Source organism: Gordonia sp. DT218 (assembly GCF_049847105.1).
GTDB lineage: Bacteria > Actinomycetota > Actinomycetes > Mycobacteriales > Mycobacteriaceae > Gordonia.
Window position 1 is genome coordinate 1,184,062 of sequence record NZ_JBNCNS010000001.1, and the last position, 26,539, is coordinate 1,210,600.

At 66.0% G+C, this 26,539-nt stretch carries 21 protein-coding genes and 1 pseudogene; 13 read left to right on the top strand and 9 right to left on the bottom strand.

Annotation, left to right across the window (positions count from 1 at the left end; all coding sequences use genetic code 11):
* The first annotated feature begins 70 nt into the window (after positions 1 to 70).
* On the top strand, positions 71 to 772 hold the full coding sequence (locus ACPXCG_RS05515) for a TetR/AcrR family transcriptional regulator (RefSeq protein ID WP_425789851.1): 702 nt from the start codon (positions 71 to 73) through the stop codon (positions 770 to 772).
* An 87-nt stretch (positions 773 to 859) separates the two neighbouring features.
* Here ACPXCG_RS05515 and ACPXCG_RS05520 read toward each other — a convergent pair whose 3' ends face one another.
* Positions 860 to 1,801 (bottom strand): helix-turn-helix transcriptional regulator, encoded by a 942-nt coding sequence (locus ACPXCG_RS05520; protein ID WP_425789853.1) that lies wholly within the window; start codon positions 1,799 to 1,801, stop codon positions 860 to 862.
* Positions 1,802 to 1,891: 90 nt separating this feature from the next.
* Between ACPXCG_RS05520 and ACPXCG_RS05525 the strand changes: the two genes are divergently transcribed.
* Complete coding sequence (locus tag ACPXCG_RS05525; protein WP_425789855.1) at positions 1,892 to 2,491, top strand: TIGR03086 family metal-binding protein; 600 nt, start codon at positions 1,892 to 1,894, stop codon at positions 2,489 to 2,491.
* A gap of 200 nt (positions 2,492 to 2,691) precedes the next feature.
* Here the strand turns inward: ACPXCG_RS05525 and ACPXCG_RS05530 are convergent, their stop codons facing one another.
* Positions 2,692 to 3,525 (bottom strand): alpha/beta fold hydrolase, encoded by an 834-nt coding sequence (locus tag ACPXCG_RS05530; RefSeq protein ID WP_425789857.1) that lies wholly within the window; start codon positions 3,523 to 3,525, stop codon positions 2,692 to 2,694.
* Between the two features lie 102 nt (positions 3,526 to 3,627).
* Between ACPXCG_RS05530 and ACPXCG_RS05535 the strand changes: the two genes are divergently transcribed.
* The 4 genes from ACPXCG_RS05535 (at position 3,628) to ACPXCG_RS05550 (ending at position 7,780) form a co-directional block, all read left to right on the top strand.
* Positions 3,628 to 4,011: a winged helix-turn-helix transcriptional regulator gene (locus ACPXCG_RS05535; protein ID WP_425789859.1), complete on the top strand. Its 384-nt coding sequence runs from the start codon at positions 3,628 to 3,630 to the stop codon at positions 4,009 to 4,011.
* A 169-nt stretch (positions 4,012 to 4,180) separates the two neighbouring features.
* Positions 4,181 to 5,503, top strand: coding sequence for an MFS transporter (locus ACPXCG_RS05540; RefSeq protein ID WP_425789861.1), 1,323 nt, complete (start codon positions 4,181 to 4,183; stop codon positions 5,501 to 5,503).
* A 136-nt stretch (positions 5,504 to 5,639) separates the two neighbouring features.
* Entirely contained in the window at positions 5,640 to 7,139 is a 1,500-nt protein-coding gene (locus tag ACPXCG_RS05545) for an LVIVD repeat-containing protein (protein ID WP_425789863.1), read from the top strand.
* Positions 7,136 to 7,780, top strand: coding sequence for a DUF305 domain-containing protein (locus ACPXCG_RS05550; protein WP_425789865.1), 645 nt, complete (start codon positions 7,136 to 7,138; stop codon positions 7,778 to 7,780). Before ACPXCG_RS05545 ends, ACPXCG_RS05550 begins: the two co-directional genes overlap by 4 nt.
* An 18-nt stretch (positions 7,781 to 7,798) precedes the next feature.
* Here ACPXCG_RS05550 and ACPXCG_RS05555 read toward each other — a convergent pair whose 3' ends face one another.
* Positions 7,799 to 8,674, bottom strand: a complete 876-nt coding sequence (locus ACPXCG_RS05555) for a lysophospholipase (protein ID WP_425789866.1) — start codon at positions 8,672 to 8,674, stop codon at positions 7,799 to 7,801.
* Between the two features lie 313 nt (positions 8,675 to 8,987).
* Between ACPXCG_RS05555 and ACPXCG_RS05560 the strand changes: the two genes are divergently transcribed.
* Complete coding sequence (locus ACPXCG_RS05560; RefSeq protein WP_425789868.1) at positions 8,988 to 10,319, top strand: acyltransferase; 1,332 nt, start codon at positions 8,988 to 8,990, stop codon at positions 10,317 to 10,319.
* On the opposite strand, the gene ACPXCG_RS05565 is transcribed toward ACPXCG_RS05560, so the two are convergent.
* Both ACPXCG_RS05565 and ACPXCG_RS05570 read right to left on the bottom strand, forming a co-directional pair.
* Positions 10,303 to 11,205, bottom strand: a complete 903-nt coding sequence (locus tag ACPXCG_RS05565; protein WP_425789870.1) for an SGNH/GDSL hydrolase family protein — start codon at positions 11,203 to 11,205, stop codon at positions 10,303 to 10,305. The genes ACPXCG_RS05560 and ACPXCG_RS05565 overlap by 17 nt on opposite strands.
* Before the next feature lie 82 nt (positions 11,206 to 11,287).
* Positions 11,288 to 12,151: an enoyl-CoA hydratase-related protein gene (locus tag ACPXCG_RS05570; RefSeq protein ID WP_425789872.1), complete on the bottom strand. Its 864-nt coding sequence runs from the start codon at positions 12,149 to 12,151 to the stop codon at positions 11,288 to 11,290.
* Between the two features lie 119 nt (positions 12,152 to 12,270).
* Between ACPXCG_RS05570 and ACPXCG_RS05575 the strand changes: the two genes are divergently transcribed.
* Positions 12,271 to 12,696 carry a YciI family protein gene (locus ACPXCG_RS05575; protein WP_425789874.1) on the top strand — a complete coding sequence of 142 codons (426 nt, stop codon included), beginning with the start codon at positions 12,271 to 12,273 and terminating at the stop codon, positions 12,694 to 12,696.
* Complete coding sequence (locus tag ACPXCG_RS05580) at positions 12,693 to 13,925, top strand: RNA polymerase sigma factor (RefSeq protein WP_425789876.1); 1,233 nt, start codon at positions 12,693 to 12,695, stop codon at positions 13,923 to 13,925. The genes ACPXCG_RS05575 and ACPXCG_RS05580 overlap by 4 nt, the downstream gene beginning before the upstream one ends.
* A gap of 330 nt (positions 13,926 to 14,255) precedes the next feature.
* On the opposite strand, the gene ACPXCG_RS05585 is transcribed toward ACPXCG_RS05580, so the two are convergent.
* Both ACPXCG_RS05585 and ACPXCG_RS05590 read right to left on the bottom strand, forming a co-directional pair.
* Positions 14,256 to 16,802, bottom strand: coding sequence for an ATP-dependent Clp protease ATP-binding subunit (locus tag ACPXCG_RS05585; RefSeq protein ID WP_425789878.1), 2,547 nt, complete (start codon positions 16,800 to 16,802; stop codon positions 14,256 to 14,258).
* A gap of 391 nt (positions 16,803 to 17,193) precedes the next feature.
* Entirely contained in the window at positions 17,194 to 17,532 is a 339-nt protein-coding gene (locus ACPXCG_RS05590; protein WP_425789880.1) for a hypothetical protein, read from the bottom strand.
* Positions 17,533 to 17,652: 120 nt separating this feature from the next.
* On the opposite strand from ACPXCG_RS05590, the gene betT reads away from it, so the two are divergent.
* From betT to ACPXCG_RS05610, 4 genes and pseudogenes are all read left to right on the top strand, one after another.
* Positions 17,653 to 19,818, top strand: a complete 2,166-nt coding sequence (betT, locus tag ACPXCG_RS05595; protein WP_425789882.1) for a choline BCCT transporter BetT — start codon at positions 17,653 to 17,655, stop codon at positions 19,816 to 19,818.
* The gene (locus tag ACPXCG_RS05600) at positions 19,815 to 21,329 is read left to right on the top strand and encodes an aldehyde dehydrogenase family protein (RefSeq protein ID WP_425789883.1); all 1,515 of its coding nucleotides are present in this window, start codon (positions 19,815 to 19,817) and stop codon (positions 21,327 to 21,329) included. The genes betT and ACPXCG_RS05600 overlap by 4 nt, the downstream gene beginning before the upstream one ends.
* The gene (locus ACPXCG_RS05605; protein ID WP_425789885.1) at positions 21,326 to 22,906 is read left to right on the top strand and encodes a GMC family oxidoreductase; all 1,581 of its coding nucleotides are present in this window, start codon (positions 21,326 to 21,328) and stop codon (positions 22,904 to 22,906) included. The genes ACPXCG_RS05600 and ACPXCG_RS05605 overlap by 4 nt, the downstream gene beginning before the upstream one ends.
* Before the next feature lie 143 nt (positions 22,907 to 23,049).
* A pseudogene (locus ACPXCG_RS05610) lies at positions 23,050 to 24,170 on the top strand (IS3 family transposase).
* A 360-nt stretch (positions 24,171 to 24,530) separates the two neighbouring features.
* Here the strand turns inward: ACPXCG_RS05610 and ACPXCG_RS05615 are convergent.
* Positions 24,531 to 25,352, bottom strand: a complete 822-nt coding sequence (locus ACPXCG_RS05615; protein WP_425789887.1) for an alpha/beta hydrolase — start codon at positions 25,350 to 25,352, stop codon at positions 24,531 to 24,533.
* Between the two features lie 298 nt (positions 25,353 to 25,650).
* Positions 25,651 to 26,457 carry an LLM class flavin-dependent oxidoreductase gene (locus ACPXCG_RS05620; protein ID WP_425789889.1) on the bottom strand — a complete coding sequence of 269 codons (807 nt, stop codon included), beginning with the start codon at positions 26,455 to 26,457 and terminating at the stop codon, positions 25,651 to 25,653.
* Positions 26,458 to 26,539 lie beyond the last annotated feature (82 nt).

The window sequence follows — 26,539 nt, forward strand, 5'->3', positions numbered from 1 at the left end:
TCACAAGGGGTGGGTCGCCGATCCCAATCGATAGGCTGATCGGTGAAGGCGGCCGTCGAGGAGGGAAATCGTGCAATCACGTCCAACGTCGACAGCGCCCTCCAAATCACTCCTCGAGCGCGCGTACATCGGATTGTTCTCGCAGGACGACGACGGCGACCGCGACGATCCGACTCGGACCCGAATTCTCGATGCCGCACATGATCAGTTCTGCCGCATGGGAATTCAGCGATCGTCACTGGAAGAAGTCGCACGTCGCGCCGGCGTCACCCGCATCACGATCTACCGGAAGTTCGACACAAAGGACACACTCGTCGAGCAAGTCGTCATCCGCGAGTTCCGCAGGTACTTCGCCCGGTTCCTCGACGACATCGCCGGCGCCGACACAGTCGCGGATCGCGTGGTGGCCGGCTTCGTCAGCTCGCTGCGCGCCATCTCCGACAATCCGCTCATCGGCGGCCTGCTCGAGACCGAACCGACTCTGCTGATCGGTTCGATCATCGGGATCGGCGACAACGGGAGCCTCCTCGCCACGGTCCGCGGGTTCGTCGCCGGGCAGCTCCGTAGCGAACAGCAGGCAGGCACGATCTCCGCCGACCTCGACACCGAACTCGCGGCCGAGATGATGGTTCGCGTCTCTGCTTCGTTTCTGACCGTCCCAAGCCGGATCATCGACCTCGACGACGATGTCCAACTCGCCGACATCGCACGGCAATTCCTGGTTCCCATGTTGGACGCACCAGCCACCGACGACACGATCTCGTCGACCTGATCGGAGTCCGATGTCCATGCGGCCGACGTCCAAGAACTCACCGACGCGGTACTGCTCGAGCGTTCGAGTCGAGATGCAAGCGGCGACTCACCCGTCACCAGCCGCGGTCATCTCCGACACCACACCAACGCGATCGTGCAGTTCCTCCCGAATCCATTCCGGTTCGACGACGCTGAACGTCGACTCCAGATAACCCATCCACAACACCCGCATCGCGTGATTCCTGTCGGCGAACCTGAGGCCCACGCGAATCCCCTTCCCGGACTCCACGCGACCGAGCACCTCGGCAAACGCCGACACCCTCTCCGCATCGCCTGCAGCACAGTCGATCACCACATCGAGCGGGTCGAACGTCGAGCGGAATGCATCACGATGCCGATCCCACACGGCCTCGAGATCCACCGACGGCTCCCGCTGCGCCGGGTCGTCGAGCACCACCACAGCTGACATCCGTGACACCCGATACATCCGCTCCACACCGTCGGAGTACGCCACCAGATACCAGGTGTCGCCGGCCACGATCAGCCCGATCGGGTCCAGCACCCGCTCAGCCGACGAGCCTTCCCGCCGCTCGTACAACAGGCGCACACGACGTCCCTCGAACACCGCTTCCTGCACCGGCGCCAACGCGTCGATCTGCTGTGGTGGGCGCACAAAACCCTCCGGCCGCACCAGAATCCGCTGGCTGGCCTCCGCCACACCACCGCGATGCACCTCCGGCAACGACGCCGCCAACTTCCGCTTCGCACTCACGGCCGCCGCAGAATCGATCCGGCCGCCACCCGACAACAGCGCGATCGCCTCTGGCAGCGTGAGGCCCGACAGATCCGTCCGATAACCACTGACCAACGCGAATCCGCCGTTGCGCCCGCGCTCCGAGTACACGGGCACACCCGACAACGACAACGCCTCGATGTCACGCAGGATCGTCCGTTCGGAGACTTCCAACTCGACCGCGAGTTCGGACGCGGTCATGCGGCCTTTCGAGCGCAGCAACATCAACACAGACAGCAGACGTTCGGCACGCATGCCGAAATCTTCTCAAGAAAACATGACAGAAGGTGTCGTGTTTACGCGATTGACTGATCATCACCAGCCCGAACAACCGAAGGAACAGCGATGACCAGCAACCAGCCCGCCGACCCCCGCCCCGCCTACGCTGCTGCCACCGAGTGGGTCACCGGCCTGCTCGCCGCGGTGTCCGACGACCAGCTCACTGCGCCGACCCCGTGCGAGGAGTTCGACGTCCGCATGCTCGCAGCACATGTGACCGCGACCGCACAGCGCGCCATCGTGTTGGCCGAAGGCGGCGACGTGCTCGCGGTGCCCCGGTTTGCCGAGACCCACGACGCCGAGTCCTTTGCCGCCCTTGTCGGCCGGGCCGTCGAGTTGTGGTCCGACGACGCCAAGCTCGGCGCGATGGTGCGGGTGCCATGGGGCGAGGTGCCCGGCGCCGGTGCGCTGTGGGGTTACGTCAGCGAGACCTTTGTGCACGGCTGGGACCTGGCGGTGGCCACTGGCCAACCCGCCGAGGCCGACGCGTCCGTTGTCGAGCCGGTGCTGGCCGTCGCCCAGCAGTTCATCCCGGCGGAGATCCGTGGCGACACCGAGGTCCCGTTCGGGACCGTCGTCGAGCCGCGGCCAGAGGCCGGGCCGACGGAGCGTCTCGCGAACTGGACCGGGCGGGATGCGACGAAATGGGTGCGGTCGGTCGCGTGACGAGGCGTGGTCTCGATTTCGACGCACTGCCGGCGCCGGTGCGAGGGATGGCGCGGCACGCTTACGACGACGCATCTTCCTCATCGCCGCCGGCGATACCGCCCTGATTGCGAGAGGCCTCCGCGGTGGCCACCGCACGGTGGGTGACATCCCCGGCAGCCTGATCGTTCTCAGTTGCCGACCGGATACGTGAACGCAGCTCACGCCAGGAAGGATGCCAACCGGCGGATGAGCTCTGCCGGTCGGTCAAGTGGTATCAGGTGCCCGCACTCGGCAATGCGATCGCCGATCACGTTGTCGGCCACTCCGGTCACCTGTTCGAACAGTGCGTCGCCGACCGGTTCGGACCCGATGACCAACGTCGGAGTCGCCAGCCTTGTCGCCGAGGTCGCGGTGGCGATCTGCGCTGCCGACGAGGGCATCGCCCGGTAGTACTCGAATCCGCAGCGCAGTGACTCGATCCCGGAATACGCATTGACGAAGTCATCCCGAATGCCGTGGTCGATGCCTTGCCCATCGAAAGTGCCAGAGCGATAGAAGAAGTCGAGATACTCGGCCTCGTGGCCCACCACCACGCGTTCGGCCAGTCCGGGCACCTGATGAAAGCCGAACCACCACGGCGCTCCCGATGACAGGAACGTTTCGGCTCCCGCCAGTTGCCCCAACAGCGACTCCATCACGACGAGGCGGCCGATCCGGTCCTGATTGTGGAGCGCGAACAGGAACGCCGGCGGGACCCCCGCGTCGATTGCGACCACGTCGACGCTCGGGACCAGCAGATGGTCGAGAAGTGCGACGATGTCTCGCGCCAGGTTCTCCGCGTCGTAGCCGTCCGCGGAGCGTTCACTGTCGCCGAGACCGCGTGAATCCGGCGCGATGACACGCCGATCGCGAGCGAGTACGGACATCGTGGTGGCCCACAGGCGCCAGGTGTGCGGGAATCCGTGGAGCAGCAGAAGCGGCCGACCTTCGCCGGCCGTGGCAACGTTGATCGAGAGCCGTGACGTCTCCACCTTCCTGACGTCTACCTCCATCGATGGTCCTTCCACTATGGTTTCCAATGGATACCCTGTCACCGTAGGAAACCTGTAGCGATCGTGGAAGTACGCACTTCCCGGAAAGGTGGTTACCGCACAGTGCCTACCGCTCCACACGGCGACCTTCTGGACGCCCAGTGCCCGACGAGATGGCTGCTCGATCGTCTCGGCGGCAAATGGGTCTCGATGATCATCAAACTTCTCGGTGATTCGTCGGCAGAGATGCGCTTCTCACATCTCCAGCAGCACATGCCCGGGGTGACGCACAAGATGTTGTCGCAGACTCTCAAGCAACTCGTGGCAGACGGGTTGGTAGAGCGCCGCGTCGAGGACAGCGTGCCGCCTGCCGTCCACTATCGCCTGACACCGCTGGGGGATTCGTTGTCAGCACCTCTGGCGGCGCTTCGGAACTGGGCAGAATCACACATGCATGAGATCGATACGATTCACGCCAACCGGCGCGCGGCCGAGCACGCAGAATGACCTGAAACCAGTCGATTCGACGATCGCTGACAACATCGAACATGAGGGCGTCGAGTTCGATCAAGGTGCCTTGTCCTGGCCGCGCAACCCATATCAGACCTCGCTGCTCTCAGTCGACCGACGGGTAGGGCCACGGTGGCGCGAATCGGGCGGCATACGATGGACGTCGATGACCGAAGACCGGATGCCCGACGTTTACGAATCGGGTACTCCGCAACCCGAGGACTCGCGGCCGGCATCCAGAGGCGCTTTCGCCTCCTTGTCCAACCCGAATTACCGGCTCTATTTCTTCGGACAGGCACTGTCTCTGGTCGGCACCTGGATGCAGGCCACCGCGCAGGCCTGGCTCGTCCTCACCCTCAGCGGGTCGGCATCGATCCTCGGGGTCATCGTCGCGCTTCAGGCGCTGCCGGTGCTACTCCTCGGGCCCTACGCGGGCGTGATCGCCGATCGCGTCGATCGCCGCCGGCTGATGATCATCCTGCAGTCCGTCATGGGCGTGCTCGCCGCGGTCCTCGCCGCGCTGACCCTCGCCGGCCGGGTGCAGATCTGGCACGTGGCAGTCCTGGCCCTGCTACTCGGGCTCAACAACGCCTTCGAGAATCCGGCTCGCCAGGCCTTCATCCACCAGATCGTCGGTGCGTCCTTGATCCGCAATGCGGTCACGCTGAACTCAGTGATGGTCAATGCCGCACGCGCCGTCGGTCCCGGGGTCGCCGGCGTGCTCCTCGCCGCCGTCGGCGCGGGCTGGTGCTTCGCCATCAATGCCGGGAGTTTCGTCGCGGTCGTCGTATCCCTCATCGCGATGAACACCGCGTCGATCGAACACGAGGAACCGATCGCCCGCGCCCGCGGACAGCTGCGCGAAGGACTGCGCTACGTCGCCGGGTTGCCGACGCTGTGGATTCCCCTGGTGATGATGGCGCTGGTCGGCACCCTCGCCTACGAGTTCCAGGTGTCGTTGCCCGCGGCAGCCAAGGAGACGTTCGACGGCGGGCCGCAGGCCTTCGGGTTCATGACGTCCGCGATGGGAATCGGCGCGGTGGTCGGCGGTCTTCTGGTGGCCGCCCGCGGAACCACCGGTCTGCGGCCGCTGACGATCGCGGCGGCAGGTTTCGGGGTGACGATCGCGATCACCGCCGTGGCGCCCACCCTGCCGGTCGCGATAGCGGCCCTGTTCTTCGTCGGGTGGCTGAGCGTGACGTTCATGTCCACCGGCAATGCGACACTGCAGCTCAACGCCGATCCCCGGATGAGGGGACGGGTGATGTCGCTGTGGTCGGTGGCCTTCATGGGATCGACCCCGATCGGCGGGCCGATCATCGGGGCGATCAGCGAATCGGCAGGTGCGCGTGTGGGCCTGGCGGTCGGTGCCGCCGCGTGTTTCGTGGCCGCCGGGCTGGGCGTGCTGGTGTGGCGCCGTCGCCGTGTACCAAAGGCACGCCTGACTCCCACCGACACCCTTACCGCACCGGATACCGGAAATCACTGAGTCGAGTTCGTCAAACGGTCTAGGGTGATCGCCACACGGAAGTCGGTCGAACCTGGGGGGCTACATGTCGGGCCGTGCGTTGTTCTCATGTCGGTCGGGCGTCCGCCCACTCATCACCGCGTCAGCCGTTCTCACAATGGGCGTGGTGCTGATCTCGATCCTCGGCACCGCCCCGGCCACTGCCGGGACGCACTACTTCCCCGATATCTCGGAGAAGTCGGTACCGAAGGCCGAATGCGGCCCGGGGTCACTCCCCGAACGTGGCCTGCAGGGTGAGGTCAGCGCTGAGGACCGCAACTCGGGTCGCAGTACACGCGGCTATCGATGCAATCTGACGCAGCTCGGCAACGTGCGCGGCGCCGGCGGCGGGATCGTCTCCGCCACCTACGATCACTGCAGCTATACCGGCAGTCTGTTCCCGGGCGACAACTTCGTGAAGCAGCCCGGCGTCCAGGTGGTCGACGCCTCGAATCCCGAGCGCCCACGGGTCGTCGGCTCGCTCACCGATCCCGCCATGCGTGGTGGCACCTGGGAAACGCTGAAGGTCAACCGGAAACGCAAACTCTTGGCGGCGACCGCTGTCCCATTGCTCTGGGGCGGAGGCCTCTTCGCCATCTACGACATCTCCGATTGCGCACACCCCAAACTGCTCAACGCCGGTGGACCGGGCATCACCACGCCGTTGCCGTTCACCTCGCACGAAGGTGGGTTCTCCCCGGACGGCCGCACTTACTGGGCCTCCGGTCTGTCGCCAGGGCACCTGTCGGCGATCGACGTCTCGAATCCGAGCAGGCCCAGGGTGATCTGGCAGGGGCTGCACAGTCTGCTCGGGCACGGTTTCGGCATCTCCCCCGACGGCAACCGCATGTACCTCTCCAACATGGCGGGGATCACCGTCCTCGACATCAGCGACGTGCAACGGCGCGCCCCCTATCCGCAGGTCCCACATCTCGCCGCGTATCTGTGGCCGGACGGCCAGCTCAATCAACATTCGATCCCGGTCACCCACCGATCCCGTCCGTACATCATCACCGCCGACGAGGGCGGTTCCGGCGGCGTGAAGATCTTCGACGTCAGCTCGGTCGACCGGCCGAGATATGCCGCACAGATCAAACTCGAGATCAATCTCCCCGACAATCTCGACCGCAATCTGCGCTCGTCGATGGGCGGCTCGCTGTTCAGCAGCAATCCGCACTACTGCGCCGTCGACCGCCCCACCGATCCAACCACCCTGGCGTGTGGATGGGAGTCGTCCGGAATCCGGGTCTTCGACATCCGCGACTTCACGAGAATCCGAGAGCTCGCCTACTTCAATCCGCCCGCCCGCAAGGGCGCCACCCTCGCCGATGCACCCAACTCGCCGCACGTCCTCGGCTCCGTCATCGGAGTCCCGGCCGTCGATTTCCTGAGTCTCGGGATGTCGATGGCCCATGGGAAGGTGAAGCTGGGCGACATCATCGGCCCACGTTCCGGCATGGTGGTCGGCGGCGACATGTCCACCGACTGGTGCCTCTCGCCACCCGAGTTCCACGGCAACGAGCTCTGGACGACCTGCGCCGACGGCGGGTTCTACGCACTCGCCCTGAGTCCGAAGGTCTACACGCCGCCCGCCGACCAGCAGTCGACGATCGGATGATCACCACCATCCGCGCGGTCGCGACCGCAGGTGTCGCGGTCCTGCTCATCTCGATCGGGGTGGTGGCCGGCGTGGCATGGCAGAGCACCCGCGACGGCAACGACACCTCGCACCGCCCGAGCGTCACCGACATCGGGTTCGCCCAGGACATGTCGACCCATCACGACCAGGCGATCCTCATGGCGCAGAGCCTCTCTGCCGACACGGCACCCGAGATCCGCGGGCTGGCGGACCGGATCGTCGTGGCGCAGACCGCGGAGACGTCGACGATGCGCGGGTGGCTGACGTGGTTCGGTCTCCCGGTCACCTCGGATCATCCGATGTCGTGGATGGACCACCCGCGGAGCCATCATCACGACGCGCCCTCGGGCGATGGTCCGCCGATGCCCGGGATGGCGAGCATCGACGAGATCACCCGGCTGTCGGCCGCCCACGGCCGTGCCGCCGAAATCCTCTTCCTGCAGTTGATGATCCGCCACCACCGCGGTGGGATCGACATGGCCGCGGCAGCGCACAACGATGCCCGGGCGAGCTCTGTGACGAAGCAGCTCGCCCTGACGATGATCAGTGACGAGGGGGACGAGATCGGGCAGATGACCTTGCTGCTCCGCGCCCGGGATGCGTTGCCACTGCCCACCTGAGCAGTCGGCCGACCACGATCAATCCCGGTCGATCACCGTGCGTTCGATCCAGTCGGCGAGGTCGCGCCGCACCTCGTCACGATTGGTCTCGTTGAGGATCTCGTGCCGCGCACCGGGATACACCTTCACGGTGACGTCGGTCAGGCCACCCGCCCGATAGTGATCGGCGAGCAGAGTCGACAGGGCGAGTCCTCCGTTGACGGGATCCAGATCGCCGACCGCGATGAGGATCGGCAACGACGAGACCATGCCGCCCACGCGTTCGGGATCGGCGATCGCCCGGGCCTGCACGAACATGTCCTTCCCCGACTCGGCATCGAGACCGAAGCCACACAGGGGATCGGCGACGTAGGCGTCGACGATCGCGTCGTCGCGACTCAGCCAGTCGTACTCGGTACGGGCCGGCTCGAACGGAGCATTGAATCCCGACAGATCGATTTCGGTGTCGAGGTCTAGTGCGGGTTCGAGGCCGTCGAGCGCAGCAGTCCCGCTCAAGACCACCGCGTCGACGGTGTCGCTGTGATCGAGGAGGAACTGCTGCGCGGCGAACGAGCCCATGCTGTGGGCGATCATCGCCACCGGCAATCCGGGGTATTCGGCGTGCACGCCACCCACGACGACGCCGATGTCGGCGACCAGTCGCTGCCAGCCGTCGGGCCCGAGGTCACCGGGCTCGCGTCCCCGCAGCACCGACCCGCCGTGGCCGCGGTGATCGTAGGCGTACACCACGAACCCCTCATCGACGAGCGACTCGGCCGTCTCCGCATACCGCTGTGAGTGTTCTCCCATGCCATGCACCAGCACCACTGCCGCGCGGGCGTCGGCGGCCGGCACCCACCGCCGGGCGAGCAGCGGGCTTCCGTCGCCTGCGGTCACGGTGAAGGTTTCGGCCATGGTGCGCTCCTCTACAGGTCCCGACCCCGTCGTCGGTGGTATTCGCGAATCACGCTAGCCCAGCATCGGACGTGTTCGGGGCGGTTCACCGATCCGCTCGACCCGCCGCACCGCGGGTCGAGCCGAGAACTCTCAGGTTCGAGGAGTAGCCTCTGCGCGGGTCCCTCGGACATCTGGTGTCCGAGGCGGCCGAAGTGAAGCGGGAGGCCGGGGCATCGTTACGCAGGAACAACAGATACAACCGCCCGAGCCTCCGCCGAATCCGGACGAATCGGACAGTGCCACAGTCCAACTCGCAGCCACTGCGGAGCCGGTGACCACGCCGGTGACCAAGAAGCCGGATCGGCACCTCTACCAGATCGATTTCGTCCGGCTGGTGACGTTCGCGGCGGTCATCCTCGACCATGTCCTCCTCGGCATCGCGACGGGCACCGATGTGGGCGCCGGGGCGCTCGGCCTCCTGTTGCGTTACACCCGGTATTCGTTCTTCGCGTTGACCGGCTTCGTCCTGACGTACCAGTACCGCGACCGTGAGCTGAAACCCCTCACCTTCTGGCGACGTCGATACAAGCTGATCGGCCTGCCGTTCGTGGTGTGGAGCCTCTTCTACTGGGTGTACGGACGCTACCGCGCGGGCGGTATGTCCGCTCTGGGCGATCTGGTCGATTCGCCCCACTCGATCGCGGTGTCACTCAAGAGCATCTGCTACGACCTCATCACCGGCAACGCGTGGTATCACCTGTACTTCCTGTCGGTGAGCATGCAGATCTACGCGGTCTTCCCCCTCATCCTGATCGTGCTCCGGAAGACCTGGGGATATCACCGGTACCTACTGCTCGCGAGCTTCGCGGCGCAGACCACATTGCTGTACTTCATGGTCCGGCCTCCGCTCGACTTCTTCACCCATGGCCCGCAGCACATGCTGTGGTCGCACCTCGTCGCGACGATCCTGCCCTATCAGTTCTTCGTGCTCGCCGGATGTGTTGCAGCGATGCACTACCCGGCGTTCCAAGGTTTCATGATCCGGTGGCGCCGGCAGTTGATCGCCGGCGCGGCCGTGGTGATCGTCCTGACGCTGCTCTATTACCTGCACGAGACGCACATGGGCGAGACCATCTTCCGGGCCACCAACGTGTTCATGGTGCACAACACATTCGCCTACATCGCGATCATCACGATCCTCTACTGCCTGGGCACGGTCTGGCAGAGCCGTCGCACCAAGGGCTCCGTACCCGACAACTTCATGCGGACCGCCGCCGACCGGTCGTTCGGCATCTACTTGGCGCACGCGCTCGCACTCAGCGAATTGATGCCCATCATCTCCGAGCATCGGAATCTACCGACCTGGCCGCTGATCCTGGTCGCCTACGTGGGCACCGTCGCGTTGACGATCTTCATCGTGGAGGTGTTGCGCCGCAGCCCGATCAGTCTGATCACGACCGGCCGCAGCACCATCGATTGGCGAACCCAGAATGCCGGCAGATCGATGGCCGTGGCGACCATTGCCATCGCTCTGGGCGTGCTCCTGCGCGTCGTGTTCGCTGCTCTCGTGGGCGATCTCATCGTCGCCACGGGTGCTCTGCTGCTCGTCTCCGCCGGTCTCGCGTTCTGGCGTCAGCGCCGCGCCGCTACTGCAGCGCTCTGAGAATCAGCTGCGTGACAGCCCTCTTGCCCGTGCGATTCGGGTGATAGAAGACCCCGCGTTCGAACCCGTCCACCCAGGGGCGCTGTGAACAGACAGCGTGGGCAGCACCCGATTTCGATGCGGTGACCAGCACAGCTCCGGTCGACCGCGCGGCGCGGGCGGTGGCCTCGGCCAGCCCGTCGAAAACACGCTTGGTCTCCGCGCGTTCGGAGTAGGTGAGCGGCAGCTCGGAACACGATGTCGAGGTCGTCCCGATCACCGGCGGGTAGTCGACCAGGACGACCTTGGCATGCGGGGCCCGCGCACGGACGGCATCGACGGTTCGGGCGATCGTCCGCTCGACCTTGCGGTAGGCGGCCGGGCCCGGCTCGGGCGCGGGGAGGCGCCCTGCGCCGCAGACTCGTCGGGCCACCCCGGCAACCGCGGGTTGCACGGCGTTGCCGCAGCTGAGTGAGGTCAATCGGCCGATGTAGTCGAGATCGTTCCCGCCGGTCGTGATGGTCACCAGGGCCGTTTTCGGGGTGACCGCGGCGACCTGCGGCTCGCTCGTCTTGCCCCGCTGCGCGCGGTCCACGATGTCGACTGTCTTGGCGCCGGAACAGGTCACGTCGATCAGTCGCATCCCACGCGCCGATGCCACCTGGTTCGGGTAGTCGTCGGCCGACCGCATACAGGGCGTTCGCGGCGCCGACGACAGTTCCGGACCGGCGGCATAGGAACTTCCCAGTGCCACATACGTCTTGGGAATGTGCCCGGAGCCGGCCGCACTCGCCTTCACCGGCGGGCTGACCGTCTCGGTGATCGCGGTGCCGGGGACGACGACGGCGGCCACAGCGGCCGCAGACGCGGCGATGGTCGCCGCGCGGGTCACGAGTTCACGCCTCATGACGGACAGTCTCACACAGGGCCGCTCACTTGGCGCACAGACCCCGCCGAGCATGCCGAAGGCTGTTGTGCGCGCTAGGCGATCAGAAGATCTGCGGCAGATCCGTCGACACCCGATCGGTGAAGGTGGCGGGTCGCTTCTCCAGGAAGGACGTGACCCCCTCGGCGACGTCAGGCATGGTGCCGCGGAAGTAGATGGCCTTCGAATCGGCCTCGTGGGCCACCCGGGGGCTCGGCGCACCGGCCATCCGCCACAGCAATTGGCGCGTCAGCGCGACCGACACCGGCGCGGTGCCGGACGTCATCTTCCTCGCCACCCCGATCGCGGTGGCGAGCACGTCCGCCTTGGGCACCACCTGCTGCACCAGCCCCCGTTCGTGTGCTTCGGCCACCGGCACCATCTGTGCGCCCATCGTCCATTGCAGCGCGGTGGGCAGTCCCACGAGTCGTGGCAGGAACCAGGTCGAGCACGCCTCCGGGACCAACCCTCGCTGGGCGAACACGAATCCGAACTTGGCATCCTCCGATGCAATCCGGACGTCGGCGGCCAGCGTCATCGTCACGCCGACGCCCGCGGCCGCGCCGTTGATCGCCATCACGACGGGTTTCAACGACTCGAAGATCCGGAGGGTCAATTGTCCGCCCGAATCCGGTGGGATCTCGCCGGGAGCGGGCTCCTCGAGTTCGAACGTCGTGGCTCCTCCACCGAGGTCTGCGCCCGCGCAGAACGCCCGGCCGTTCCCGGTGATCACGACTGCCCGGATCGAGTCGTCGGCGTCGCACCTGTCCAGCGCGGCTTTGATCTCCTCCCCCATCTGGTAGGTGAAGGCGTTGAGCCGGTCGGGACGGTTGAGACGGATCACTGCGATCTCGTCGTCGAGCTCCACGGAGATGACAGCCTCCGACTCGGCAGCGGACAAGCCGGAAGAGGTCTGATCTGAAGTCACGTTCGCGATACTAACCCTGACGGAAACCTACTCTCAGAACTGTGTCGATCTGTCGCGAGCCCGTTCGACGCATGGATAGAGGGCCTCGACCCCGCGGCCCCGCGACGAAAGGCACGACGATGAAGTACATGCTGATCATGCGAGCAACAGAAGAAGCGATCGCCGCCTCTGCAGAGGTCGATTTCACCGAGATCATCAACGCGATGGGCCGGTACAACGAGGAGATGATCAACGCCGGAGTCCTCGCGGCCGGCGAGGGTCTGAGCGACGCATCCGAAGGCTTCGTCGTGGCTTTTTCCGACGACGACGAACCGCTGGTCACCGACGGCCCGTACGGCGAGGTCCACGAACTGTTCAACGGATTCTGGATTCTGCAGGTCTCCAGCCGCGAAGAGGCGCTCGAGTGGGCGAAGAAGGCCCCGCTCGGGACCGGTTCCAAACTGGAGGTCCGGCGCATCAACGACGAGACCGACTTCGCGGAGTTCGCCGACAACGAGTACGTCCAGAAGGAGAAGGGCTGGCGGGAACAGCTCGCTTCGGAGTGAGCGACGTCGAGATACGGCGGAGGGTCGACGCGGTCTGGCGTATCGAGGGCACCCGGATCGTCGCGACACTCGCCCGCGTCGTCGGTGATGTCGGACTTGCCGAAGACGTGGCGCAAGAAGCGGTCGCCGAGGCGCTGGAGCAGTGGCCGCAGTCGGGTGTCCCGCGGAATGCGGGCGCTTGGCTGACGGCCGTCGCGAAACGGCGCGCGATCGACGGGTGGCGGCGACAAGAACGTCTCGATCAGCGATACGAGGTCATCGCACGCGATCTCGGGACGGTCACCGAGGAGGAATGGGAACCGGTCCGCGATGACGTGCTCAAGCTGGTGTTCACCGCATGCCACCCCGTACTGGGACGAGAGGCGCAGGTGGCCTTGACGCTACGGGTCGTCGGCGGGCTCAGCACCGAGGAACTCGCTCGGTTGTTCCTGACGTCGGTGCCGACGATGCAGCAGCGGATCGTCCGTGCCAAGAAGACACTCTCGGCGGCCCGGGTGCCCTACGAGGTCCCGGAGCCACCGAAGTGGCGAGAACGCCTCTCCGGTGTGCTCGGGGTGATCTATCTGATCTTCACGGAGGGGTATGCCGCGACTGCGGGTGACACCTGGATGCGTCGCGATCTGGCGCAGGAAGCGGTACGTCTCGGGCGTGTTCTCGCCGCCCTGGTGCCCCGCGAGCCCGAGGTCCACGGACTGCTCGCGCTGATGGAACTGCAGGCTTCCCGTTTCGCGGCTCGTGTCGCCGCCGACGGGCGACCGGTACTGCTCGCCGCCCAGGACCGGCGTCGGTGGGATCGGGGGCAGATCGCCCGCGGACTCACCGCACTCGAGCGGTCCGACGCGCTCGGGCGCGGTCGCGGACCGTATGCCCTGCAGGCGGCAATCGCCGCCTGCCACGCAGGTGCGCCGGACGTCGACGCAACCGATTGGCCCCAGATCGTCGTGCTCTACGAGGCGCTGGAGCAACTGACCCGGAACCCCGTGGTCACCCTCAACAAGATCGTCGCGATCTCCATGGCCTCGGGCGCCGGCGCGGCGCTGGAGCTACTCGACGCAGAGGTCGACGAGAGGGCACTTGCCGGATCGCACCTCCTGCCGAGTGTCCGCGGCGAACTGCTCACGCTGCTCGGCCGAACCGACGAGGCGCGGACCGAGCTCGAACGTGCCCGTGACCTCACCGCCAACGGTGCTCAACGTCGGGTACTCGAGGAGAAGATCGCGGCGTTGTGAGCGACCTTCGGCGCCGGCCCTTCGTGACGCATCGCTCGTACCTCGCGAGGCTCCTCAGGGACCGGTGATGGGCCTGACGCGCCCAGCCCCCGAGGAGCGAGCTTGCGAACGGCCCCCGACCCCTGAGGAGCGAGCTTGCGAGCGTCTCGAAGGGCACGCTACGACCCTCGGCTGGCGCCTCGCACCTCAGGGAACAAGAACCACGACTCGCACCTCAGGGAACAAAAACCGCGCAGCGCACCTCAGAGGTCCCAGTAGCAGGGAATGACGAACGGGCCGCCGCGACAATGACTGTCGCGGCGGCCCGTCTGTGTTCGGTTGTGTGAGCGACTAGCTCGACTCGCCGTTGCTGTCGCCGGCCTTGGTCAGCTCGGCAGGTGCGTCGGGCACCTCGCGCGGCTTCTCGGAGCCGGAGAACACGAACTTGGCGTCCTCGCCGTCGTCTTCGCCGTCCCAGCCCTCGACGTCGACCAGGATGATCTGGCCTGCGCCGATCTCGTTGAACAGGATCTTCTCCGAGAGCTGGTCCTCGATCTCACGCTGGATGGTCCGACGCAGCGGCCGGGCACCGAGCACCGGATCGAAGCCACGCTTGGCCAACAGCGCCTTTGCCTGGTCGGTCAGCTCGATCGCCATGTCCTTGGCCTTCAACTGTGTCTCCACACGGTTGATCATCAGATCGACCATCTGGATGATCTCGTCGCGCGTCAACTGGTGGAAGACGATGACGTCGTCGATACGGTTGAGGAACTCGGGGCGGAAGTGTTTCTTCAGCTCGTCATTGACCTTCTGCTTCATCCGCTCGTACTGCGAGCCGTCGCTGTTGCCCTGCGTGAAGCCGAGGCCGACCGCCTTGGAGATGTCGCTGGTACCGAGGTTCGAGGTGAAGATCAGCACGGTGTTCTTGAAGTCGACCGTGCGTCCCTGACCGTCGGTCAGACGCCCGTCCTCCAACACCTGCAGCAGCGTGTTGTAGATCTCCGAGTGCGCCTTCTCGATCTCGTCGAACAACACCACCGAGAACGGCTTGCGGCGCACCTTCTCGGTGAGCTGGCCGCCCTCTTCGTATCCGACGTAGCCGGGAGGGGCACCGAACAGGCGCGACGCGGTGAACCGGTCGTGGAACTCGCCCATGTCGATCTGGATGAGAGCATCGTCCTCGCCGAACAGGAAGTTCGCCAGCGCCTTGGACAGCTCGGTCTTACCGACACCGGACGGGCCGGCGAAGATGAAGGAGCCGGACGGACGCTTCGGATCCTTCAGACCGGCGCGGGTGCGGCGGATCGCCTTGGAGACGGCCTTGACCGCGTCCTCCTGGCCGATGATCCGCTTGTGCAGCTCGTCCTCCATGCGGAGCAGACGGGTGGTCTCCTCCTCGGTGAGCTTGAACACCGGGATGCCGGTCCAGTTGCCCAGGACCTCGGCGATCTGCTCGTCGTCGACCTCCGCCACGACGTCCATGTCGCCGCTGCGCCATTGCTTCTCACGCTCGGCCCGCTCGCCGACCAGCTGCTTCTCCTTGTCGCGGAGGTTGGCGGCCTTCTCGAAGTCCTGCGCGTCGATCGCGGATTCCTTCTCCTTGCGGGCGTCGGCGATGCGCTCGTCGAACTCGCGGAGATCTGGCGGCGCGGTCATCCGGCGGATGCGCATGCGCGCGCCCGCCTCGTCGATGAGGTCGATCGCCTTGTCCGGCAGGAACCTGTCGTTGATGTAGCGGTCGGCCAGCGTCGCCGCCGCGACGAGCGCACCGTCGGTGATGGACACCCGGTGGTGGCTCTCGTAGCGGTCACGCAGACCCTTCAGGATCTCGATCGTGTGCTCGACCGACGGTTCGCCGACCTGCACCGGCTGGAACCGGCGCTCGAGGGCGGCGTCCTTCTCGATGTACTTGCGGTACTCGTCGAGGGTGGTGGCACCGATGGTCTGGAGCTCACCGCGGGCCAGCTTCGGCTTCAGGATCGACGCGGCGTCGATCGCGCCCTCGGCGGCACCCGCACCGACCAGCGTGTGCAGCTCGTCGATGAACAGGATGATGTCGCCGCGGGTGTTGATCTCTTTGAGCACCTTCTTCAGGCGTTCCTCGAAGTCACCGCGGTAGCGGCTGCCGGCCACCAACGACCCGAGGTCGAGGGTGTAGAGCTGCTTGTCCTTGAGCGTCTCCGGCACCTGGCCGTTGACGATGGCCTGCGCGAGCCCCTCGACGACGGCGGTCTTGCCGACGCCGGGCTCACCGATGAGCACCGGGTTGTTCTTGGTGCGGCGGGACAGCACCTGCATGACCCGCTCGATCTCTTTCTCACGCCCGATGACCGGGTCGAGTTTGGCCTCGGCGGCCGCGGCGGTCAGGTTTCTACCGAACTGATCGAGGACCAGCGACGTCGACGGTGTGCCCGCCTCGCTGCTGCGTCCGCCGGTGCCGGCCTCCTGCGGCTCCTTGCCCTGGTAGCCCGAGAGCAGCTGGATGACCTGCTGGCGGACCCGGTTGAGGTCTGCACCCAGCTTGACCAGCACCTGGGCGGCCACACCCTCGCCCTCGCGGATGAGGCCGAGGAGGATGTGCTCGGTGCCGATGTAATTGTGGCCGAGCTGCAGCGCCTCGCGCAGCGAGAGCTCCAGGACCTTCTTGGCACGCGGCGTGAACGGGATATGCCCCGAGGGTGCCTGCTGCCCCTGGCCGATGATCTCCTCGACCTGGCTGCGAACACCTTCGAGAGAGATCCCGAGAGATTCGAGTGCCTTGGCGGCGACACCTTCACCCTCGTGGATGAGACCCAGGAGGATGTGCTCGGTGCCGATGTAGTTGTGGTTGAGCATCCGCGCTTCTTCTTGCGCCAGGACGACGACACGACGTGCGCGGTCGGTGAACCGTTCGAACATTGTTCTCCCTCGTTAGCTAGCGCCCCGGCCGTCGGTGACAACCACAGCGTCGACAACTGCAGCGGTGTCCGTATACATGACGACCAGCCTGCCTCCACTCTAGTGGTCGCTTGGAGTGCAGCTACCGTTAACGTCGGTCGTCAACGATATCCGTGATGGTCATGCCGGGGGTCTGCGCACTACAACCGTGCACGTAGGCGCTCTGTTCCATCGACGCTACGCCGAGAGCGAACGGCTCGTTTCCGGCGCACCGCGATGACGTTTCCGGACGGATCAGCGAACGACGCGATTTCCGGGCCGTTGCCGCCACCTCGCGCGATGCCGCGCGCGGCCTGCTCGAAGGCGCCGAGCTGCAGCAACTCCGCCCGTTTGCCGATCAGGCGATGAATCTTCAGGCCGCCATCCAGAGCCAGACCAAGGCTGCCAGGTTGGCGGCCGCCGTGACGGCCGGGCCGATGGTCTTGAAGCGGTCGTGGATCACGCCGCCGATCACGGCGTCCACAGCCTGGACGGTCACCATCGCGACGGCGACCGCCACCAAGAACGGCGTTGAGCCGGCAAAGAGCGCAGCCAACGCCACGGCAGCCAGCGCCAAGCTCCGCGCGCACGCATACATCGAGGGTGCGCGCTCAGCCGCCTCGGACGAAGTCAGACCGGCGACCGAGTAGCCGAGGCTGACGGCGGCACTGATCGCAGTAACTGCGGCACAGATCCAGAACGCGAGCGACATGGCCAAAGGGTAGCGACGGGCGGACGGCAGAGTCATCGTCCACCAACGGGCGGACGGCGAGGTCATCGTCGCCCACAGCATCCGGCGAAAATTCGGACATCGCCGGGTAGCCTCCGTCACATGAGTGATGACGCTCGGCCTCACCACGACAGCACCGGCGACATCATCGACCCCTCCCCGAGCGATCCGCCACATCCCGAGGCAGGCCGCAGCTCGGTCAATCTCGCGGTCTTCATCACGAGTGCGACGATCGTGCTCGCGTTCGCGATCTGGGCCCTGGTCTCACCGGACACGGCCGCGAGTGTGATCAACGACGTCCGCGAGTTCATCTCCCGATGGTTCGGCTGGTGGTATTTCATCCTCGCGACGGCGATCCTCGGGGTCGTCGTCTTCCTGGGGGCAAGCAAATACGGCCGGTATCGCCTCGGCCCCGAGGAATCCCGACCCGAGTACAGCCTGTTCACCTGGACCGCCATGCTCTTCGCGGCCGGGATCGGCATCGACCTCATGTTCTTCTCGGTCGCCGAACCGGTCACCCACTTCCTCAATCCCCCCACCGGACCGGGCGAGACCAATGCCGCCGCCCGCGAGGCGGTCACCTGGACGGTGTTCCACTACGGCGTCACCGGATGGGCGATGTACGCACTGATGGGCGGCGCCCTGGCCTACTTCGCGTTCCGCCACAACCTGCCGCTGACCATCCGTGCCGCGCTGTACCCGATCTTCGGGAAACGGGTCGAGGGGCGCTGGGGCGACGCCATCGACGTCGCCGCGGTCCTCGGGACCATCTTCGGGATCGCGACGTCACTGGGTATCGGTGTGGTGCAACTCAACTACGGTCTCAACGAGATCTTCGGGATATCGCAGGGCAAGGCCGCCCAGATCGGTCTGATCGTGCTGTCGGTGGTCATCGCGACCGCCTCGGCCACCTCGGGTGTCGACAAGGGCATCCGCCGACTCTCCGAGCTGAATGTCATCCTCGCGATCGTCCTGCTCGTCTACATCCTCGTGGCGGGCAAGACCGACTTCCTGCTCAACGGCCTCACACAGAACGCCGGGGACTACGTGTCCACCTTCGCCGACCGCACGCTCGACACGTTCGCCTGGGATCAGGTCAATCCGACGCCGGGCAACGACGCCCGCGGGTTCGTCGACGGCTGGACGCTGTTCTTCTGGGCGTGGTGGGTGGCGTGGGCGCCGTTCGTCGGCCTGTTCCTGGCGCGAATCTCCCGCGGACGCACCATGCGCCAGTTCGTGTTCGGCGTCCTCGTCGTGCCGTTCAGCTTCATCCTGTTGTGGATCTCCATCTTCGGGAACAGCGCGCTCGAGGTCGCGCGCGGCGACCAGGGCTTCGCCGAGACCACTGCCTCCACCCCCGAAGCCGGGTTCTACTCGCTGCTCGAGCAGTATCCCGGGTCCACGCTGCTCATCGGGATCGCCACGATCACCGGTCTGCTGTTCTACGTCACCAGCGCCGACTCCGGTTCACTCGTGATGGGCAATTTCACCTCGCGGCTGCCGGATCCGATGGCCGACTGCGCGCGATCCGTGCGCATCTTCTGGTCCGTGGCCATCGGACTGCTCACGCTGTCGATGCTGTTCGCCGGCGGCGGTGACGGATCGATCCTCACGTTGCAGGCCGCGACGGTGATCATGGGACTGCCGTTCTCGTTCGTGCTCGGCCTCATCTGCATCTCGCTGCTGAGAGCGGTCCGGAACGAGTCGTACAAGCTGGACAGTTTCCGGACGACACTGCCCAAGGTGATCGCCGCGGGCCGCGGCTCGTCGGAACACGGGAGTTGGCGGCAACGCCTCGTGGGCACCCTGCGCTATCCGGGGCCGTCGACGACGCGCAAGTTCATCACCAAATCCGTCGTCCCCGCGATGCGTGAGGTCGCCGACGAGTTCACGAAGGGCGGCATCGCAGCCCGGGTCGACGAATCGGCGAGCAACGAGGGTCTGCCGTCACCCCGGCTGATCGTCGAACTCGCGCAAGAGCCGCGGTTCGAATACTGCGTATGGCCGGTGTCGGCGCCGACCCCGACTTACGCCGTGCTGTCGCAGCGGTCCGACGATCGCTACTTCCGGTGCGAGGTGTACCTGACCGAAGGGTCACAAGGCTATTCACTCAATGCCTACAATCGCGAACAGGTCATCGGCGACATCCTGGACCAGTACGAGCGTCACCTCGGCTACCTTCATCTGCGACGATCGGCCACCGACAGCCACGCCATCCCTGTGGTCGACAGACCCGATGCCGAACCCCAAGGAATCCCGGAACCATGAGCGACACGCTTTTCATCGACGGCCGGTGGCGCCCCGCGGCCTCCGGTCAGACACGTGAGATCCGCTGTCCTGCAGACGGTTCACTCGTCGGCGTGGTCGCGGAGGCGGGGTCCGTCGACACCGAGTCCGCCATCGCCGCGGCACGACACGCCTTCGACGACGGTCCCTGGCGGCAGACCGGTGCGGCCGAGCGAGGTGATCTCCTGCTGCGTGTCGCGGCCGAGATCGACACACGCCGCGACGAGTTCGTGCGCGCCGAGACGCTCGACACCGGCAAGCGACCGTACGAGTCGGACCTCGACATGACCGACATCGCCAACTGCTTCCGTTATTTCGGCAAGCTCGCCGCCGAGGATGCCGGTCGGGTGGTCGACGCCGGCTCCGCGGACGTGGACTCCCGGATCGTCTACGAGCCGGTCGGCGTCTGCGGCCTGATCACACCGTGGAATTATCCGCTTCTGCAGGCGGCGTGGAAGATCGCACCTGCCCTCGCCGCGGGCAACACCTTCGTACTCAAGCCCGCCGAACTCACCCCGCACACCTCGATCCTCATCATGCGGGTGCTCGAACACCTGGGGGTGCCTCCTGGCGTGGCGAACCTTGTCCTGGGCGCCGGAGCCGATGCCGGGGCGCCGCTGTCGGCCCACCCCGATGTCGATCTCGTCTCTTTCACCGGCGGTCTCGTCACCGGCAAGGTGATCGCACGGCAGGCGGCCGCGACGGTGAAGAAGGTGGCGCTCGAGCTCGGCGGCAAGAACCCGAACGTCGTGTTCGCCGACGCCTGCGACACCGACGACCGGCTCGGCGCCGCGGTCGACAACGCACTCAACGCCGCATTCCTGCACTCGGGTCAAGTGTGTTCGGCGGGAGCACGTCTCGTCATCGAGGATTCCGCGCACAACCGATTCGTCGACGAACTCGTCCGTCGGGCAGAGCAGATCCGGCTCGGCCTCCCGTTCGCCGACGGCACCGAGACCGGCCCGCTGATCTCGTCGGCGCACCGCGACAAGGTGCACGCGTATGTCGAGCAGGCCCGCGCCGACGGCGCGGTGATCCGAACCGGCGGGGCATTCGGCACCGGCGACCACGGCTCCGGAAGTCTCGACGACGGCTGGTTCTACCTGCCCACGATCATCGACGGAGCAACCAGGGAGATGGCGTGCGTACACGATGAGGCCTTCGGGCCGACGGTGACCGTCGAGACCTTCACCGACGAGGACGAAGCCGTCGCCATCGCCAATGACACCGAATACGGACTGGCGGGCGCGGTCTGGTCCGCCGATTCCGCACGTGCCCGTCGCATCGCGGCTCGATTGCGGCACGGCACCGTGTGGGTCAACGAGTTCGGACCGTATCTGCCGCAGGCAGAATGGGGCGGATTCGGACACTCGGGCGTCGGCCGCGAGCTCGGACCATCGGGCCTCGCCGAGTATCGAGAGGCCAAACACGTCTACGAGAATCTCCGGCCGGGCGTGACCGGCTGGTTCGCCGACCGAGGGAGAAACCGATGACCGACACCTTCGACCACGTCGTCGTCGGGGGTGGCTCGGCAGGCGCAGCCGTCGCATCACGGCTGTCCGAGAATCCCGCCGTCACCGTCTGTCTCATCGAGGCCGGGCCGTCGGATATCGGCGACGACGCCATCCTGCGGTTGGACCGGTGGATGGAACTACTCGAGTCCGGATACGACTGGGACTATCCGATCGAGCCGCAGGAGAACGGTAACGACTTCATGCGCCATGCCCGGGCGAAGGTGCTCGGCGGATGCAGTTCCCACAACAGCTGTATCGCGTTCTGGGCACCGCGCGAGGACCTCGACTCCTGGGAGCGCGACTTCGGTTGCACCGGTTGGGGGTCCGAATCGGTGTATCGACTCTATCCCCAGATCGAGACCAACGACGCGCCTGGCGATCACCACGGTCGTAGGGGTCCGGTGCACATCATGACCGTGCCGCCGAACGACCCGTGTGGCGTGGCGGTACTCGACGCCTGCGAGGCCGTCGGCATCCCGCGCGTCGAGTTCAACAGCGGCACCACGGTGATCAACGGCGCCAGCTTTTTCCAGATCAACCGACGTCCGGACGGCGTACGAGCATCCTCGTCGGTCAGCTACCTCCACCCGAATCTGGACCGCCCGAACCTCACGGTCCGCACCGGCTCATGGGCCAAGCGGATCGTCGTCGAGCAATCCGGCGGCGGTCTGCGTGCGAGCGGTGTCGACATCACCGACAACGCCTTCGGTCGCACCACCACGGTGCACGCCACACGCGAGGTGATCGTATCGGCGGGCGCCATCGACACGCCGAAACTGCTGATGCTGTCGGGAATCGGGCCGACCGTCCACCTGCGCGAGCACGGGATCGATGTGCTGGTCGACTCGCCGGGGGTCGGCGCGAATCTGCAGGACCACCCGGAGGGTGTGATCGGCTTCGAGACGACACGGCCTATGCCGACCGAGTCCACCCAGTGGTGGGAAGCGGGCATCTTCACCACCACCGTCGACGGCCTCGACCGCCCCGACCTGATGATGCATTACGGCAGTGTGCCGTTCGACATGCACACACTGCGCCAGGGATATCCCACCAGCGAGAACACCTTCTGCCTCACGCCGAATGTCACACACGCGCGGTCGCGCGGCACCGTGCGTCTGCGCTCCCTCGACTTCCGCGACAAACCGCGGGTGGATCCTCGTTATTTCACCGACCCCGACGGCCATGACATGCGGGTGATGATCGCCGGCATCCGTAAGGCGCGCGAGATAGCGGCGGCCGCGCCGCTGTCGGATTGGATTGCACGCGAACTGTATCCGGGCGCGGATGCCACGACGGACACCGAGCTGGCCGACTACATCAGCCGGACGCACAACACCGTCTACCATCCGGTCGGGACAGTCCGGATGGGGCCCGCCGACGACCCGACGTCACCACTGGACCCGGACCTGCGCGTGAAAGGCGTGTCGGGACTGCGGGTTGCCGATGCCTCGGTGTTCCCCGCACACACGACGGTCAACCCGAACATCACCGTGATGCTGGTCGGCGAGCGGTGCGCGGAGCTGGTCGCTGCCGCGGCGACCGAAGGTGACCGCTGAGGCCGAACGCGCCGCCCTGCCCCTCCCATGCCCCATGCCCGGGACTGCCCCCGGTTTGGTTGACATCTGATCTGTGAGGATTTCCCTCACGGTGGAAGGATGTTTTCCATGCCCAAAGCGTTCCCGAGGAGTTTCGTCGCGACGTGATCGAGGTCGCCCGCAAGGGCGAGCCGCCGCTACGTCAGATCGCGAAAGACTTCGGAATCTCCGAGGCCTGCTTGCATCGCTGGCTCAAGACCGCCGACCGCGACGACCGCGTCGAGTCCACCGGCAAACACGACTGTGGTGATCGGGCGGCAGAGCTGCGTGAAGCCCACAAACGGATCAAACTCCTCGAGCAGGAAGCCGAGGTCATGCGGCGCGCCGTGGGCTATCTCTCGCGGGGGGTCAACCCAAAATGATGTACCCGCTGGTCCTCGACCTTGCCGCTGACGGTGTGCCCGTCACGGTGACCTGCCGGGTGCTTGGATTCTCCACCCAAGGCTTCTGCAGATGAAGAAAATTCCAGTCACACAACGCGACTGGGACAACGCGCATCTGATCAATGCCGCCCGCGAGATCCACGATGACGACCCGGCGTTCGGATACCGCTTCATCGCCGCCGAGCTTCCCGACCACGGCATCACCGCCGGCGAAAACCGCGTTGCCCGATTGTGTTCACAGGAGCGTCTGTCGTCGGCGTTCTCCAAGAAGCGGGGCCTGACCACCAAGTCCGGCCCACCGGTCCACGACGACCTCGTCGACCGCCACTTCACTGCACAGCGACCCGACCAGGTATGGCTGACCGACATTACCGAACACCGGACCGACGAGGGCAAAATCTACCTGTGCGCGATCAAGGACGTGTACTCCAACAAGGTCGTCGGCTACTCGATCGACTCCCGGATGAAGGCCTCGCTCGGGTGCGGGCATTGAACAATGCAGTTGCTCAACGCAACCCGGACCAGACCGTTGTTCACTCCGACCGATTGAACCCGCCCAATTCCGGTCCTGCAAGTTTGTTCATGCGCTGTCACACAACGGGTTACGCGGATCGATAGGACGAGTGGGTGCGTGCGGAAACAACGCCGCAATGGAGTCATTCTTCGCCCTGCTGCAGAAAAACGTGCTCGACCGCCAGCGGTGGTCGACCCGCGAGGAGCTACGTCTGGCGATCGTTGTCTGGATCGAGAAGACCTACCACCGCAAGCGTCGACAACGGCGCCTCGGCAAGCTCACGGCGATCGAGTTTGAGACAATCAACCAGGCCGCACACGCGGCCTGATCCGCTCAACCCCACGAGTCAACTGAAGTGGGCAGTCCCAAACGGTCGCGGCCTGTATCCAGGTGCTCTCTCGCGGTGGCCAAGAATTCGCGCGAGCTGGTCGTGCGCTCGTCGTCGCCGGCGACTGGGGTGGACCGGGCTTGGCGGGAAATCCAGTTCGGGACGAAGAATAATGTTGTGCGGTGCACCATTTGATGAACATCACGGCAGCACAACATGGCCAACCGGACTAACCGCCCGATGCGCCGGCGCCGCGGCTTACCGCCGCGACCATTGACGGCTCCGGCAGACGATCCGTCATCGGTCGCCCCCTGGTCGCGGGATGAGAGTGCAGTTTTGCCCGGCCGGCAACAGACGCTGCTACTGAACGGTGAGATGTTGAGTTAGGAAGAGAGCCGCCCGGTCGAGGGCGTGGTCGGCCTCGTCGAGCTGGCCGATGAACGACTGGAAGACATGGGGGACTCTAGCGGTGACGTCGAGGATAACGTCGACGTCGGCGTCCCGGGCACGCTCGGCGAGGCGGACGGAGTCGTCCAGCAGCAGCTCGTTCGTTCCGACCTGAAGCAGGAGTGGGGGGAATCCGGTCATATCGGCGAGGACGGCGGGGGCGATGAGTTCCTGGTTCGGGTCCTGCCCGTCGAGGTACATGCCGCCGGTGTAGGCCATGCCCTCGCGCGTGAAGAAGGGATCGACGCCCTTCTTGCTCTCCATGGTGCGACCCGACCTCGTGTGATCGAGCCCCGGGGAGAACGCCACGACCGCGCCGGGCAGCGGCAACCCGGCTTTGCGGGTTGCCAAGGTGGTCGTCACCGAGAGGCCACCGCCGGCGGAGTCTCCCGCGAAGGCGATAGTGGCCGGGTCTGCGCCGTGGTCGAGTAACTCCTTGTAGGCGGCCAGGCAGTCATCGAGTCCTGCGGGGAACGGATGCTCCGGTGCGAGCCGGTAGTCGAGGGACATCGAGGTCATGCCGGTGCGCACGACGAGGCTGGCGGTCAGACCCATCGCCGTCTGAGGCGAGCCCAGCGCGAACGAGCCGCCGTGGAAGTACAGGATCGTGCCCGGACGAATCTCGCCCTCCGGATCGACCCGGACCGCTGATCGTCCTGCGAGGGTCGTCTCCGAGGTCCGCACGCCCGAGGGCACGGGGAAGCGCGCCATGAGCTTCGCGAAGTTCTCTCGCATGACTTCCACCGGCTGGGGTGAAAATCCCGACGGGACGCTGCGCAACACCTTGTCTATGACTTCACGCTGTTCTCTGCTCACGGGTCTACCCTCTCAGACCGAACGAGGCCATAGGGCGTCGAGTTTGCGTCTGACGATCGTGATCTGGATGGAGACGTCCTACCACCGCAAGCATCGACATCGACGTCTCGGCCAGCTCACCCCGATCGAATCTGAGACAATCAATCAGACCGCACAGCGTGGCGTGAACCACGCCCCACGAGTCAACCGAAGTGGGGGCAGCCCCCCACACGGCCGGCTAACGTCCGGCGAGCTCGGCGACGACCGGAGAAAACCTGTCGGCCACGTCGGCGCCGAAGATGAAGTACGAGAAGCCGATCTCCTCCCGTCGCCGCTGGATCTCCTCGACGGCCGCCGCCGGATCATCCGGGAGCACGGTCATCGCGTCCGCGGCGCGAAGCACAGCCGGGTCGGTGTCGGGCGACGCCATGTGCGGTGCGACGTGGTCACCGACAACCGGCACGGCGAGCGCGAGCTCTATCTTCCCAGCGGCGCGGAAGTCACGCGCCAACCGCTCGACGTCGCCTCGAGGCTGATCGCCCAGTGCGAACGTGACCGTGTCCGCAACCTCGGCCGCCAACGCCCGCGCCTTAGAACCGTATACGGCCATCGCCACAGGCGTGTGGTGGTCGGGACCGTCGAGTTCCCGCAGCGCCCTGACGGTTTCACGTACCCCGGCCAGCCGCCCGCTCGGCGGCGGCACCGGAGGCATTCTCTTGTCGCGGAGCTCATCCTCGATTCCCGGCCTGCCGGTGCCGATGCCCATCTCGAAGCGGCCCTCGGTCACCAGCGACAACGAGTGCGCCTCCCACGCGGTCAGCCAGGCCGGGCGTAGCGGCGAGGCGTAGACCCACGTGCCCACGCGCAGGTCGGTCAGGGCCGCGACCGTGGCCAGCATCGGACCGGGAGCCGGTTGCATCTGCGGGAAGTCGGGTACCAGCAGCGTCGAGTAGCCGCTGTCGGCGACGCGGCGCACGCGATCGCGCCACGTCGGCAGGTCGGTTCTGAGCGGGGCAACCACCCCGAATCGAAACGGCTTCGTCATGTCCGGGCCCCTGTCAGTCGGTCGGTCCAGAGGTATCGACGACGGGTCCACGCGGAATTCATCGGTACGGCCGAAATCGCAG

Coding starts and splice junctions, on each gene's coding strand:
- ACPXCG_RS05520 (WP_425789853.1), bottom strand. CDS start 1,801: ATGCGTGCCGAACGTCTGCTGTCTGTGTTGATGTTGCTGCGCTCGAAA.
- ACPXCG_RS05525 (WP_425789855.1), top strand. CDS start 1,892: ATGACCAGCAACCAGCCCGCCGACCCCCGCCCCGCCTACGCTGCTGCC.
- ACPXCG_RS05530 (WP_425789857.1), bottom strand. CDS start 3,525: ATGGAGGTAGACGTCAGGAAGGTGGAGACGTCACGGCTCTCGATCAAC.
- ACPXCG_RS05540 (WP_425789861.1), top strand. CDS start 4,181: ATGACCGAAGACCGGATGCCCGACGTTTACGAATCGGGTACTCCGCAA.
- ACPXCG_RS05545 (WP_425789863.1), top strand. CDS start 5,640: ATGGGCGTGGTGCTGATCTCGATCCTCGGCACCGCCCCGGCCACTGCC.
- ACPXCG_RS05550 (WP_425789865.1), top strand. CDS start 7,136: ATGATCACCACCATCCGCGCGGTCGCGACCGCAGGTGTCGCGGTCCTG.
- ACPXCG_RS05555 (WP_425789866.1), bottom strand. CDS start 8,674: ATGGCCGAAACCTTCACCGTGACCGCAGGCGACGGAAGCCCGCTGCTC.
- ACPXCG_RS05565 (WP_425789870.1), bottom strand. CDS start 11,205: ATGAGGCGTGAACTCGTGACCCGCGCGGCGACCATCGCCGCGTCTGCG.
- ACPXCG_RS05575 (WP_425789874.1), top strand. CDS start 12,271: ATGAAGTACATGCTGATCATGCGAGCAACAGAAGAAGCGATCGCCGCC.
- ACPXCG_RS05585 (WP_425789878.1), bottom strand. CDS start 16,802: ATGTTCGAACGGTTCACCGACCGCGCACGTCGTGTCGTCGTCCTGGCG.
- ACPXCG_RS05590 (WP_425789880.1), bottom strand. CDS start 17,532: ATGTCGCTCGCGTTCTGGATCTGTGCCGCAGTTACTGCGATCAGTGCC.
- betT (WP_425789882.1), top strand. CDS start 17,653: ATGAGTGATGACGCTCGGCCTCACCACGACAGCACCGGCGACATCATC.
- ACPXCG_RS05600 (WP_425789883.1), top strand. CDS start 19,815: ATGAGCGACACGCTTTTCATCGACGGCCGGTGGCGCCCCGCGGCCTCC.
- ACPXCG_RS05605 (WP_425789885.1), top strand. CDS start 21,326: ATGACCGACACCTTCGACCACGTCGTCGTCGGGGGTGGCTCGGCAGGC.
- ACPXCG_RS05615 (WP_425789887.1), bottom strand. CDS start 25,352: ATGCGAGAGAACTTCGCGAAGCTCATGGCGCGCTTCCCCGTGCCCTCG.
- ACPXCG_RS05620 (WP_425789889.1), bottom strand. CDS start 26,457: ATGACGAAGCCGTTTCGATTCGGGGTGGTTGCCCCGCTCAGAACCGAC.